Source organism: Paenibacillus sp. Y412MC10, assembly GCF_000024685.1.
GTDB lineage: Bacteria > Bacillota > Bacilli > Paenibacillales > Paenibacillaceae > Paenibacillus_AQ > Paenibacillus_AQ lautus_A.
On sequence record NC_013406.1, the window covers coordinates 1,053,675 to 1,067,500 of the forward strand.

A 13,826-nucleotide genomic window follows, 5' to 3' on the forward strand; every position below is an offset into this window, starting at 1 on the left:
CTGGAGGACAGATCATAACGGCAACCGATGAGGAGGCAAGCATTTCGTGTCTAAGAGAACGATCATTAGAAAGATCAGCCTGATGCTGATCGCGTTCTTGCTGCTTATTCCGCCTAGCTGGAGCGCGGCGGCAGTTGAACCGGCCCAAACGCCCGCTGATCAGAATCTTGTGATTCACCATCATTTCGATGGCGGGACGGAGGGGTGGTTCAAACGGGGGACGGAGACGGTGACTTCCGCTACCTATGCTTATGAAGGAACAGGGAGCTTGCTGACGGAGGGAAGGACAGCGACCTGGAACGGACCGGGGTTTAATCTATCCGCCACGAATCGGCTGGACAAGGGAGCGACATATGAAATTTCCGCTTATGTCCATCTGAAGGAGGGCACCCAAGGGTCTCAGAAGCTTCAGCTTGCCATGCAGCAAACCGGGGCCGAGCCGGAATACGTGAACTTCAGCAGCCCGGTCGATGTAACCGCCGACGGGTGGGTGGAGGTAAAAGGCCGTTATAAATACGATGCCAATGCATCAGCCCTGCAGGTGTATTTGCAGAGTCCGAGCAGTCCGGACGCCGCTTATTATATGGACGACTTCAAAGTCCGGCTGATTGAGCCGGCACCGGACCCGGGCAATGGGGTGCCGGGAGGAGAGAATACGGTCGTATGGGATTTTGAAGACGGAACGACGATGGATTGGGGACCTCGCGATTCGGAGACCGTAGAAGCTGTGCCAGAAGCAGCCCATAGCGGCGGCTACGGTTTAAAGGTCCATGATCGGACGAACAACTGGAACGGGCCCAGCCAGGACGTCAAAGACATCATGGTGAGCCAAAAAACGTATACGATCTCAGCCTATGCCAGGCTTGAGCAGGCTCCTGCCGCTGCGGTCAAACTATCGCTTTCGATGGAGAATAAAGCGGCGGGCGCAGCAGAGACGTCTTATACGACCCTCGCCTCAGCCTCCGCGAGCGGCACGGAGTGGGTGGAACTGAAAGGAACCTTCGGCTTCAGCTCGGATATGGAAACCTTGAAGCTGTACGTGGAAACCTCGGATCTTTCCAATTTCTATGTCGATGACATTAAGCTCGCTCTGCCGGGCTCCATTCAGACGGATATTCCCGCCCTGAAGGATGTGTATCGGGAGTATTTCGAGATCGGGGCAGCCGTGGAGCCCAAGCATCTGTCCGGCGTGCACAAGGAGCTTCTGGATTATCATTACAACTCGCTTGTTGCCGAGAACGTGATGAAACCGGAATCTCTCAATCCGAGAGAGGGAACCTATAACTTTACCAACGCGGATCTGATCAGGGATTATGCCAGGGATCATGATATGAACCTCCGGTTCCATACGCTGCTGTGGCATCAGCAAGGCGCCGAATGGATGCTGAAGGATGATCAGGGCCAATATCTTGAAGCCACGCCGGAGAACAAAGCGCTCGTCCTTCAGAGGCTGGAAGCTTATATCCATGAGGTGGCCGGCCGTTACAAGGGAGATGTCCGCGATTGGGACGTCGTGAATGAGGTTATTGACGAAGGGCGTCCGGACGGCATGCGGGACAGCCAGTGGTACCGGATAACGGGACTCGACTATATCCGGACCGCATTTCATGCGGCGCGAGACGCAGCCGGACCCGAGGCCAAGCTGTACATCAACGATTACAGCACGCACAACCCGAAGAAACGCGATTATTTGCTGAATCTCGTAAAACAGCTGAAGGCGGAAGGCGTTCCGATCGATGGCGTGGGCCATCAAACGCATATCAATATCAGCGGGCCCTCCATCCAGCAAATCTCGGATTCCATCCGGATGTTCGGCGAGGCGGGCTTTGATAATCAGCTTACCGAGCTGGACGTTTCGGTGTACACGAACAATACCGACGCCTTCCAGACCGTTCCTCAGGAATTGCTCGACAAGCAAGGCTATCGGTACAAAGAGCTGTTTGAAGAATTGAAGCGGCTGGACCAAATGGGCGTTGATGCAGGCGTGGAGGGTGGCTGGATCAGCAATGTCACTCTTTGGGGGATTGCAGACGACCATACCTGGCTGCATGACCGTCCCGCCGGGACGGGCCGCCAGGATGCCCCGTTTCCTTTTGACAAGCAATATCAGGCCAAGCCAGCTTATTGGGGAATGGTCGATCCCTCCAGGCTAACGATTGTGAGAAAAACCGGAATGGCTGTGGAGGGTAAGGCCGTCATCGACGGACAACCGGATGCTGCCTGGAATCTGGTTCCGTCACTTAGGACGGAGAAGCTAGGATCGTTGTCTGCCGAATTTAAGACGCTATGGGACAAGGACCATATCTATGTCAGGGTTGACGTGAAAGACGGATCGATAGCCCCAGGGGATCAGGTTGATATCTTCGCGGTGGTGAACGGTACCCTGCAAGAGGCCCGGATTCAGCGTGGAGCCGCCAACACGGCAGAGACCGCGGGAGGTTACGCGGGGGAGGCTCTTCTCCAGCTACACGGAACAGGGGCATTGGGCGGCGACATTTATTTCGATGTCAGGGTAACGGATTCCGGTTCGGATGACGGTTCCGAGCATGGCAAGAATGGAGCGGTGGTGTCCTGGAGCGATCCAAGGCATGCCCAGGAGAGCGATCAAGACGGACTCGGCATTCTTACGCTCGCTGCTGCGCCGAAATCGGCCCAGGCCCGCTACGGCACCCCGAAGGTGGACGGCGAGCTGGACGTGGTCTGGAAGGACGCCGCGGAACTGGCAACCGACGTGTGGGTCGAGGGTAACAGCGGCGCGACCGCAACATTCCGGACGCTATGGGATGAGAATTACCTGTATGTTTACGCCATAGTTAGCGACAGCTTGTTGTCGGATGCGAGTCCCAACGTATGGGAGCAGGATTCGGTAGAGATTTTTGTGGATCAGAATAATGGAAAGACGGATGCTTACCAAGAAGATGATGGACAGTACCGGATGAACTTCAACAATCTGCGTTCCTTTGGCGGTTATGCGGGCGAGGATAACTTCACTTCGGCAGCGAAGGTGATCGACGGGGGATATGTCGTTGAAGCAGCGATCCGCCTCGACAAGATCAAGCCTGAGAAAGGGACGGTCATCGGATTCGATTTGCAGGTGAACAACGATGAAGACGGCCAGGGCACAAGAGACAGCGTGGCCATCTGGTCGGATCCGACGGGCCAGTCCTATCAGAACACGTCCAGGTTCGGCGTGCTGGAATTCACGAAGAGCTCCGCTCCTGGCGGAGGAGACGGAAACGGCGGAGAACATAACGGCGGCGGTGACGGAGGAAGCGGTGCAAACGCGGGCGGAGGCGGAAGCAGTACAAGTCCAGCTCCAAACACGCCTTCACTCGAAATCCGGAACAACGACGGGCGGATTCTCGCTGTAGTCTCGAGCCAAGTCCTTCAGCAGGCATTGGATAGGGCGGCAGCCGGTGTGGAAGGACCGAAGCGAGCAATCGTGGCTATCCCGGCTCAAACAGAGGCCCAGTCCTACGAAATTCAATTGCCGGGCAAGTGGCTGCTGGGGAACTCGGAGGTTGTGTTGATCCTCCAAACGGAGTTCGGCGCACTGGAGCTGCCAAGCGCATGGGTTCGGGGAGCCGGAGTAAAGGATACGGAAACCGTCGCGCTGCGTCTGGCGAAAGCTTCGGGCAGCAATCTGGGTGCAGCCCTTCGCGAGGAGATCGGTGATCGTCCGGTGTTCCGGATAGAGGCTCTTGCCGGCGACCGGGCCCTGTCGTGGAAATCGGGCAAAGCTCGCCTGATCTGGTCGGTGCCTTACACACCAACCAAGGAAGAGCTGGCACAACCGGATCATATCTTTGTCAGGGAGATCGATGCCAACGGGCAAGGCGGGCCTCTTGCTAACAGCCGTTATGATGCGAAACAGGGGATCGTTCGCGCAGCGCTGCCGCATGGCGGCACGTTTGCAGTCGCTTCCGCATTCAAGACGTTTCATGACCTGAAGCATGTGCCGTGGGCGATCGATGCGATCGAAACGATGGCATCCCGCGGATTTATCCAAGGGGTAAGCGAAACGATGTTCGATCCGCAGAACGAAATCACCCGGGCCGAATTCCTCGTTATGCTCGTACGCGTGCTGGAACTGGAAGGCTCGAGCGAAGGCCGGGCAGCATTCGGAGATGTTACGTCTGCGGCCTATTATTACAAACACGTGCAAATCGCCGCAGAGCTTGGGCTCGTTCAAGGCGTCGGCGGAAATCGTTTCTCGCCGGACACGCCGATGACGCGCCAGGACATGATGCTGATCACGCAGCGTGCCCTGGAGGCGGCAGGCAAGAAGCTGGAGGGCGAAGGGGCGCTGGATGCTTTTGCCGATGGGGATGAGGTTGCCGAATATGCCAAATCGAGTGCAGCTCTGCTTGCAGGGTCGGGCATCGTGAACGGCATGAACGGCAAAATCGCGCCGAAGGCTTACTTTACGCGTGCCCAGGCAGCCGTGATTCTGGACCGGATTTGGAATTGGGAACTGATTAAGGCCGTGAATCGTTAATGCGATGATCGGACGTGAACGATGAAAAGCAGCATGTACGTATGAATGAGATGGAGGCCACCCGTTGCTACGGGCTGGCCTTTTTCGTGCAGATCCTCCAGGCCAGGCGGGCGACGTGCTATGAATCATGCGGGACAGGCGAATCCTTTTCTAGCAAAAGACGTCTATCTTCGTGCTTTCTTGGAAAACCTATTCATAGATTCAAGATTCTAAGCTAGCGCTATTAAATAATCTATGAATATAGGTTGGAGGTTGATGTACTTGTATCGTTCATCCGTTCATGCTGAAGAAGCCGATCATCCGGAGTGGGCGCCAGATCTTCTGGGGAGGGTTACCAAACGGGTCGGCAGCGTCATCGTCGGACATGAGGAGCAAATCTCGTTAACGATGATTGCCTTGCTGGCCGGGGGCCATGTGCTGCTGGAGGACGTGCCGGGAGTCGGGAAGACCATGCTGGTGAAGTCGGTGGCTGCGTTAATCGGCTGCGATTTCAGCCGCATTCAGTTTACTTATGATCTGATGCCAGGGGACATTACGGGCGCATCGGTCTATTATCCGCACACGGGAGAATTTGTATTTAGGCCCGGACCGGTGATATCCAATATCGTGTTGGCCGATGAGATTAACCGGGCATCGCCGCGGGCGCAATCCGCGCTGCTGGAGGCGATGGAAGAGGGGCGCGTCACCGTGGACGGTCATACGTATCCGCTGCCTGCCCCGTTCTTCCTGCTGGCAACGCAAAATCCGTACGAATATGAAGGCACAAGCCGCCTGCCGGAGGCGCAGCTGGATCGCTTTTTGATGAGATTATCGCTGGGCTACCCCAACATGGAAGGCGAATTGGAGCTGCTGGAGCGGGGAATGGGCAGTTCCAGACTGGATGATCTGAAGCCGATCATGATGGGCTCCGAGCTCATCCGGATGCAGCAGAGCGTGTCCCGCGTCTTCGTGGATGACACCATCAAACGCTACATGGTCAGTGTGGCCGATGCTTCCCGAAGGCAGCAGGGCGTATCCCTGGGCATCAGTCCGAGAGGGACATTAGCGTGGCTCCGTGCTTCGCAGGCAGCCGCATTCTTGACAGGCCGAATGTATGTCATCCCGGATGACTGCCTGCGCGTTGCCGTACCGGTGCTGACCCACCGGATTCACCTCGGTCATGATGCACGCGCAGCCGGCGTGACTCCTTATGAAATGGTAGAATCCATCCTTACGAGGTTTGACCTGCCGCGCCAGCGCAGCCGGAAGGGAAGCACCTCATGAGACGGCGTCTGCTGGAATGGTTGAGAGGCATAGCCATCTGGTCGGTGTCTTTGGGGCTCTATCTTTGGTTAGGCGGGGAAGCGCTGCGGCTGGTTTGGTGGGCATCCACGATTCTATTGCTGGGAGGGGCTGTGACGAGCTTGCTCGGTCCGACCCGAATCACCATCTCGCACACAAGCTCCCCTTTGTGCATACAGGCTGGAGACTCCGTCCAGATGACGGTTCATGTTGCCTATCGTTGCATTCTTCCCCTGCCATGGCTTATCATCACCGACCGCATCGGCAGCAGGACATATCGCAAACTGCTGTTCCCGGGCATGCGGCGACGACTTGAGTATACCTACCGACTGAACCAGGTTCCCCGCGGAGTCTGGTCTTCGATCTATAGCGAGATGGAATGGGGTGATCTGTTCGGCTGGTTCAGGACAAACCGAAGTATCCTCAGCGATTCGGGCGGCCTGATCGTGCTGCCAAAGCCCGCGGAGTGGCCTGTGGCCCAGATGCCCATGCATGGAAGCGATATGGATACGGAAGATGAACGCGTACGCTTCAACGTTTGGAATGAAATGAGAGGATCGGGCGTGCGCGATTATGTTCCAGGGGATCCCATGAATCGGATTCATTGGAAGAATTCCGCGAAGCTTGGCCGCTTGCAATCTTTTATGCCTCATGAGGGCTTTGGAGCAAGGCAGGGCGTTGTGCTGGATACATCGCTCCAAGGGTATGAGGGCCATGAAGCCCGGAAACCGCAGGAAGTATTTGAAGAAGCGGTATCGGCTGCAGCGGGAATGGTATCCCGGCTTATACGCCATAGAATCCCCTATCAATTATGCATGGATGGGACGGATTTAGAGGGTTCATCGATTGAACGCAAAGGCAGGTCCAAGGGGCAGCCGGATTCGTTGGTGCCTCTGGCCTCTGTTCAGCTAACCGGGAATGATCCGATGCGGAACCGAAGATTCCAGCAATCCTTCAATCCCTCGCAAAAGAATACGGATTGGGCTATCATCACCGGGTACTTCCATCAGGGTGCCGCTGTCGCCGGCATAAACCTCCTGAATGCGGGCTGCAGAAAGGTGACCATTTATTGCATTCAAAGCGTAAGCCGGTTGAAATCGGCTGAAAGCACAGCGGCGGCTCCATCGGAGAATCAGGCGCATCCGCCGTGGGCGCAGGAATTTTTCGGCAAAGGCGGGAAGCTGGTGTATGTACATGAAAAACCAGCAGTAGAGGTAGAGCACCCTATCAAGATCGGAGGTGCCGTCCATGACAGGACCGGACAGCTCGCCCGTTAGGGCTGGCGGCAATCGGGAAGCCGGGTCATTCGGATCACGGAGTGTGCCTTCGGTATTCGTTTCCAGATTGTCGCACGGAACGCTGCTTCATCGCATATTAATCACGCTGCCGGTGATGGGACTTCTGTCAGAGTGGCTCTTGCCCCTTCGGAATGCGGGTGAAACAGGCGGCCGGTTTGTGCTGGAAACCTTATTCCTATGGGCTTTGTTTCTGCTGCTACAAGGGTTGTTTACATGGCGAGGCTGGGTGTGGCTGCCGCTGAATGCCGGGCTGGTGGTCTGGCTCTGTTCCCGGTTGTTTGAATATAGCGATCCGCTCGCATGGCTGTCCGATTACGCTTCGCTGATACTTCCAGGCGACGCTTCGGCTTTCAGAAATGCGTGGGAGTTTACGATCTTAAGCCAGGAAACGAGGACGATCATCCTGCTTGTCGGCTGGGGCATCATGGTATCCGCAGTGCATATGCTGGCTCTGTATCGCCGGACCGTTTGGCTGTTTGGCGGTTCGACGCTGGTTTATTTGGCGGTGCTGGAGTCTGCCATGGAAGAAAGCGTCTATGGGGATATGCTGTGCGCGGTGCTGTACATGTTGCTGGCCCAGGGCATGATGCTGATCCTTAAGCTGAAGCAGGAAACCGTTGAGGGAACCTCTTCGGAAATGGACCTCCCCGAACCAATGCGAACCGGCCGCTTGTCCGGGCTGCCTCTGCTGCGCTGGAGCCTGTTTGTGCTGCTGGCCTCCGTTCTGATCGCGGGGATTACCCGAGTAGGAGGGGGCTTGGGCGAGCCTTCGCCAGGCATGGGATTGAGTGTGGCGGAAATGGCGGAACGACTGGCGGGATGGGGGGAGCGGCTCCGCGGAAATACGGAACCGTCGATTCCTGCCTCCCAGGTTGCGGGATATGCTTCCCAAGGAGAAGATTTGGGAGGCCCTCTGACGCTCAGCGATGCATTGTATTTTACGGCGCAATCGCCTGTACCGACGTATTGGCGCGGAGACACGTATAATCGATATGACGGCCGGAAATGGGATACAGATCCCTCCATCCGCAAGCCAGTCAAGCTATTGGAGGACCTGAGCGGTTTCCTGCCGTATTGGGAGCGTCCTTCTGGAGAGACGATCGTGCAGTCGCTGACTTTTGTACAGGAGACCCCCGTCCCATCTTTGCTGTCGGGAGGTATTATTACCCGCGTTAAGGAGATGCATTCTTCCAAAAAGAGAGGTGCGCCAAGGTTTGCCGTCGACAGGCTGTCCGAAACGATTTCCTTGCAAGGCGAGAGGGCGGTGTCCGGTTATACCGTAGAGACTTTATACGTGCAGCCGGAGGAGCAAGCGCTCCGCAGGGCGAACGGGGACGATCCCGAATATATGGAAGAAATGTATCTGGAGCTTCCCGAGGAACTGCCCTCCAGGGTGAAGGATTTAGCGCGGAAGATTACATCGGACGCCGCGGGCAGGTATGAAACGGCGCAAGCTATCGAATCCTATTTGGAGCAGAACTATACGTATACGCTGCAAACCTCCGTGCCACCGGAGGGCCGGGATTTTACGGATCATTTTTTGTTCGATGCGAAGGAAGGGTACTGCGTTCATTTTGCTACGGCGATGACCGTCTTACTCCGATCCGAGGGCATCCCCGCACGCTATGTGACGGGATTCGCGCCTGGCGATCGGGTGGCCGGCACGATGGATCGTTACGAGGTCGCCCAAAAGAATGCGCATGCGTGGGTGGAAGTGTTTTTCCCGGGACAGGGGTGGGTCCTGTTTGATCCGACTCCGGGCTTTGGGGTCGAGGGGATGTCCCCGCCTCCGGCTGCCGGCGATTCCGGCTCCGCCGGAATGATGTCATGGCATACCTTGTGGAGTACCATGATCTACGCTGCCGTTAAAGTGCTCCTTGTGATATCCGCCATCGGTCCCGTGATGTTTGGGGTCGCGCTTTTGTTGATCTTCCCTCTTATTGTGGCCGTCATTTGCCGAATTCCGGCCGTACGCCAAAGTTGGGCCTTCATGAGGATGGCCCGGACGATAGCGGTCAGCGGGCGGGAGGGACTCGTATCGGCGGCGGTATGGGTCTGGGACAAGTTGCAGCGCAAGTATGGGGATCTGGAAAGAGGGCAGACCATGCGTCAATACGTTAGCGCCCTGTCGATTGCCGATGCCGAATTCAGGGCGGAGCTGGAGGCGTTCGCGTCGCGTTGGGAGCGGGCGGCGTACCAGGATGAACCTTGGTCCCGTACGGAAAAAGTACTCTTTTTGCGCCAATGCATTCGAATTGTCAAAAAACTGGCATGAAAACAAAGGGCCCTCTTTCTTGACGGTATGAATTGGGGTTGCGTATAATTAATTTCATTAATCAAGGGAGGCCCGGTAATGAATAAGCCTAATGAAATCATCGTCGTTTTGGACTTCGGTGGACAGTACAACCAACTTATAGCACGACGCATTCGCGATCTTGGCGTTTATAGTGAGCTTCTGCCATACAATACGCCCGTCGAGAAGATTAAAGATCTCTCCCCGCGCGGCATTGTTTTCTCAGGAGGTCCTTCCAGCGTGTATTCCGAGAATGCACCGCATGTGGATCCTGCCATTTACGATCTGGGACTGCCGATCTTCGGCATTTGCTACGGCATGCAGCTGATGGCTCAGCAGCTGGACGGAAAAGTAGAGCGTGCTTCGAAGCGCGAATACGGTAAAGCCGAATTGGAATTCGCTCCGAACTCGACGCTTGTCAAAGGGATTGAGCAAAAACAAACCGTATGGATGAGTCATGGCGATCACGTGGTATCGCTGCCTTCCGGCTTCAAGCTGGATGCAGGAACGGAATCCGCTCCGATCGCCGCGATGAGTAACGAAGACAAGAAGCTGTACGCCGTGCAATTCCATCCGGAGGTTCGCCACTCCGTCCATGGTAACGAAATGATTAAGAATTTCCTGTACGAAGTATGCGGCTGCGAAGGCAACTGGAGCATGGAGACTTTCATCGAGGATCAGGTTCGCGAAATCCGTGAAGTGGTCGGCGAGAAAAAAGTGCTGTGTGCACTGAGCGGCGGCGTTGATTCATCCGTTGTGGCCATGCTGATTCACAAAGCCATCGGCGATCAGCTGACATGCATGTTCATCGATCATGGACTGCTGCGCAAGGGCGAGGCCGAGAGCGTGATGGAGACCTTTGTCGGCAAGTTCGACATGAAGGTCGTCAAGATTGACGCTCAGGAGCGTTTCATGTCCAAGCTGAAGGGCGTGGACGATCCGGAGAAAAAACGTAAAATCATCGGCAACGAGTTCATCTACGTATTCGATGAGGAATCCAGCAAGTTTGATGATTTCGCATTCCTGGCTCAAGGCACGCTGTATACCGATATCGTGGAGAGCGGAACGGACACGGCACATACGATCAAGTCCCACCACAATGTCGGCGGGCTGCCTGAAGACATGAAATTCGAGCTCATCGAGCCGCTCAAAGCCCTCTTTAAGGACGAAGTTCGCAAAGTCGGCGAAGAGCTTGGCTTGCCGGACGAGATCGTTCATCGTCAGCCTTTCCCTGGCCCGGGTCTTGCGATTCGCGTACTGGGCGAAGTAACGGAGGACAAGCTGCAAATCGTCCGCGACTCCGACTACATCCTGCGCGAGGAAATCGCGAAAGCTGGTCTGGATCGCGAAATCTGGCAGTATTTCACGGCGCTTCCGAACATGAAGAGCGTCGGCGTTATGGGTGATGCGCGCACGTATTCCTACACCGTAGGCATCCGCGCCGTAACCTCCATCGACGGCATGACGGCGGACTGGGCGCGCATCCCATGGGATGTGCTGGAGAAAATCTCCGTCCGCATCGTGAACGAAGTCGAGAACGTCAACCGCATCGTGTACGACGTGACTTCCAAGCCGCCAGCAACGATCGAGTGGGAGTAATTTTTATACTGCTTCACTAAACATAAAAACCTTCAAATCCACATCCGTGGGATTGAAGGTTTTTTGCGTTGGTACCATACGAGCTTTCCTCTTAAAACAATGGATTGAGGCCCTGGTTTATTGCATGCATCTTTTGTCCAATAAGATAAATAATACGTTAAGGTGCAATGGGTAAGAGCGAGCTTTAGGGAAGTTGAACCAAGACCGAACCTGTGAGGAGGAAAAGAATGAAAGCTATCGTCATTGACCGTTATGGTGGCAAGGAAGAGCTTCAGGAAAGAGAAGTACCTACTCCTGCACCGCAAGCGCATTAGGTCTTAGTCAAAGTGGCCGCTACCTCGATCAATCCAATTGACTGGAAGCTTCGAGAAGGCTATTTAAAACAAATGATGGATTGGGAGTTTCCCATTATTTTAGGATGGGATGTTGCCGGGACCATTTCGGAAATCGGGAGCGAGGTAACGGATTGGAAAGTGGGGGACGAAGTGTTTGCCCGCCCGGAAACGACCCGGTTTGGCACATATGCCGAATTTACTTTGGTGGATGACCACCTGTTGGCACGCAAGCCTGCTGCTATCTCATGGGAGGAAGCGGCATCCGTTCCGCTCGCGGGACTCACTGCTTGGCAGGCGCTGTTTACACATGGTGAACTGACCAAAGGAGAGAAGGTATTGATTCATGCAGGCGCTGGCGGCGTCGGCATGTTCGCTATCCAGTTTGCCAAACAAGCGGGTGCTTACGTCATAACGACCGCCACCGAACGCAATCATGAACTGCTTGCCTCACTCGGTGCTGATCGGATGATCGATTATCGGACGACCCGATTTGAAGATGAATTATCGGATGTGGACGTTGTGTTCGATACGATGGGCGGTGACGTGCAGAAGAACAGCTTTAAAGTACTGAAACAGCATACCGGGCGAATCATATCGATTGTCAGCGATTTTGATGAAGAACTGGTAAGAAAATACGACGTGACCGCCAAAAATATATGGCTGGATCCCAATGGCCAGCAGCTTCAGGAAATAGCCGATCTGTTAGAGCAAAAAAAGGTAAGAGCCGTCGTGGGAGCTACGTTTCCTTTTTCGCGAAAAGGGCTCTACGATGCCCACGCATTAAGTGAGACCCACCATGCTGTCGGTAAAATAGCCATAAGTTTCTCCTAAGGAGATAGACGATTCCGATTTCATCCTGCGTGTCCGGTTTCGACCCGCGTCTGCCACCATCGGATGTAAAACACCTCACCGGGTGGATTTCGATGAACATGTGCGCATCTTCCCAGGTTTTGGGTTATTTTTAGCCGTATGTAGGTCAGTCGTCCTAGAGCGGAAAGCTTTTGGAAAGGCAATTCCCGAACGTTTCTTTAAATTGACAAGTTTAATATTCGTTTTGTGTTGTTGACAAGGTTGGGCTTCTCGTCCTAGAATATGTGTAGAAACCGACACGACAACTACAAATAACGAGCTTTTTCGTATAATCCCGGGAATGGGCCCGGGAGTCTCTACAGGTCACCGTAATGATCTCGCTACGAAAAGAAGAGCGGCAATATAATGATGCGGACTCGTCCAGCATTCGAGACCGGCCTGCAAGCTGGAGCAAAGCTCCAATGCAGCAGACCGGTTATTCGATAAGGATGCTGCCCGGCAGCATGCGAAAGATTGTTTTGCGGCTCTTTTTTCAAGCGACGGCCCTAGGGATCTATCCTTAGGGTCTATTTGTATGTTGCCGGTCATTAATTTAAGGGGGATATCTCTACAATGGAGCGTTTCTTTAAACTAAAGGAACACGGAACGAATGTAAGAACCGAGATTATCGCAGGCTTGACGACCTTTATGACCATGGCTTACATCCTGCTGGTCAACAATCTGTTCCTGGGTCCTGACGGCGCGGGCATTCCACAAGAAGGCGTATTCTTCGCTACCGCTGTTGGTGCCGGTCTCGTGACCATGGCCATGGGCTTTTTCGTTAACATTCCGGTTGCGCTGGCACCAGGTATGGGTTTGAATGCGTATTTCATGACAGTTGTATTAAGCTCGAACGGTGCGATTACTTGGCAGGCGGCGCTCGGTGCCGTATTCATCTCCGGTATCGTCTTCATCATTCTTACGGTAACCAAAGTCCGCCAAATGCTGTTGACGGCGGTTCCGAACAACTTGAAGATCGCCATTACCGTTGGTATCGGATTGTTCATTACGATCGTTGGCCTGAAGCTGGGCAATATCGTTACGGCTTCCATCAACCCGGGAACGGATATCTCTCATCCGGTACCAGGCGGTGCCTTCAATCTTGGTCTTGGAAATTTCGTTGAAAACAAGGATACGCTGCTTGCGATCATCGGGCTGTTCCTGATTGCCATCCTGATGGTCCTGAAGCTGAAAGGCGCACTGCTTATCGGTATCGTGCTGACGACGCTGATCGGTATTCCGATGGGCGTTACCGATCTGTCGGGTCTGAGCACCGCGAGCTGGATTCCTTCGTTCGATAATCTGGCTGTCGGTCAGATGGACTTGAAGGGTGCGCTCGGGATTGGTCTTATCGAAGTTATTTTCATCTTCACATTCGTCGAGCTGTTCGATACGTTCGGAACGCTGGTTGGTACGGCCGGCCGTGCCGGACTTCTGAAGAACAAAGAAGAAGGCGAGAAAAAGCTCGGCAAAGCGATGCTCGTGGATGCGGGCGGCGTAAGCGCAGGCGCATTCCTCGGAACTAGTACGATCACGGCCTTCGTAGAAAGTACTTCCGGTGTTGCTGAAGGCGGACGTACAGGCTTGACTGCGGTTACCACAGGCGTACTCTTCATTCTGGCATTGTTCCTGGCTCCGATTGCACTGGTTGTTCCTTCGGCCGCTACGGCACC

The 13,826-nt window shown here is 54.7% G+C and carries 6 protein-coding genes, 1 pseudogene and 1 riboswitch (1 of these 8 only partly in view); all 7 genes and pseudogenes read left to right on the forward strand.

Annotation, left to right across the window (positions count from 1 at the left end; translation table 11 throughout):
* Positions 1-46: 46 nt before the first annotated feature.
* Positions 47-4,498 (forward strand): endo-1,4-beta-xylanase, encoded by a 4,452-nt coding sequence (locus GYMC10_RS04490; RefSeq protein WP_012819059.1) that lies wholly within the window; start codon positions 47-49, stop codon positions 4,496-4,498.
* A 255-nt stretch (positions 4,499-4,753) separates the two neighbouring features.
* Positions 4,754-5,761 carry an AAA family ATPase gene (locus GYMC10_RS04495; RefSeq protein WP_049788667.1) on the forward strand — a complete coding sequence of 336 codons (1,008 nt, stop codon included), beginning with the start codon at positions 4,754-4,756 and terminating at the stop codon, positions 5,759-5,761.
* Entirely contained in the window at positions 5,758-7,056 is a 1,299-nt protein-coding gene (locus GYMC10_RS04500) for a DUF58 domain-containing protein (protein WP_012819061.1), read from the forward strand. Before GYMC10_RS04495 ends, GYMC10_RS04500 begins: the two co-directional genes overlap by 4 nt.
* Positions 7,028-9,352: a transglutaminase-like domain-containing protein gene (locus GYMC10_RS04505; RefSeq protein ID WP_012819062.1), complete on the forward strand. Its 2,325-nt coding sequence runs from the start codon at positions 7,028-7,030 to the stop codon at positions 9,350-9,352. The genes GYMC10_RS04500 and GYMC10_RS04505 overlap by 29 nt, the downstream gene beginning before the upstream one ends.
* Before the next feature lie 78 nt (positions 9,353-9,430).
* Positions 9,431-10,969, forward strand: coding sequence for a glutamine-hydrolyzing GMP synthase (gene guaA / locus GYMC10_RS04510; RefSeq protein WP_012819063.1), 1,539 nt, complete (start codon positions 9,431-9,433; stop codon positions 10,967-10,969).
* A 227-nt stretch (positions 10,970-11,196) separates the two neighbouring features.
* A pseudogene (locus GYMC10_RS04515) lies at positions 11,197-12,135 on the forward strand (NADP-dependent oxidoreductase).
* 283 nt (positions 12,136-12,418) lie between these two features.
* A riboswitch (purine riboswitch) is annotated at positions 12,419-12,517 on the forward strand.
* 209 nt (positions 12,518-12,726) lie between these two features.
* Positions 12,727-13,826, forward strand: partial view of an NCS2 family permease gene (locus GYMC10_RS04525; RefSeq protein WP_012819065.1) — the 5' portion only. It continues 271 nt past the right edge of the window; only the first 1,100 of its 1,371 coding nucleotides appear in the window; its start codon is at positions 12,727-12,729; the stop codon falls past the right edge of the window.

Bases quoted from the DNA above. Each gene is read 5' to 3' on its own strand.
- GYMC10_RS04495 (WP_049788667.1), top strand. From the start codon at position 4,754: ATGTACTTGTATCGTTCATCCGTTCATGCTGAAGAAGCCGATCATCCG.
- GYMC10_RS04500 (WP_012819061.1), top strand. From the start codon at position 5,758: ATGAGACGGCGTCTGCTGGAATGGTTGAGAGGCATAGCCATCTGGTCG.
- GYMC10_RS04505 (WP_012819062.1), top strand. From the start codon at position 7,028: ATGACAGGACCGGACAGCTCGCCCGTTAGGGCTGGCGGCAATCGGGAA.
- guaA (WP_012819063.1), top strand. From the start codon at position 9,431: ATGAATAAGCCTAATGAAATCATCGTCGTTTTGGACTTCGGTGGACAG.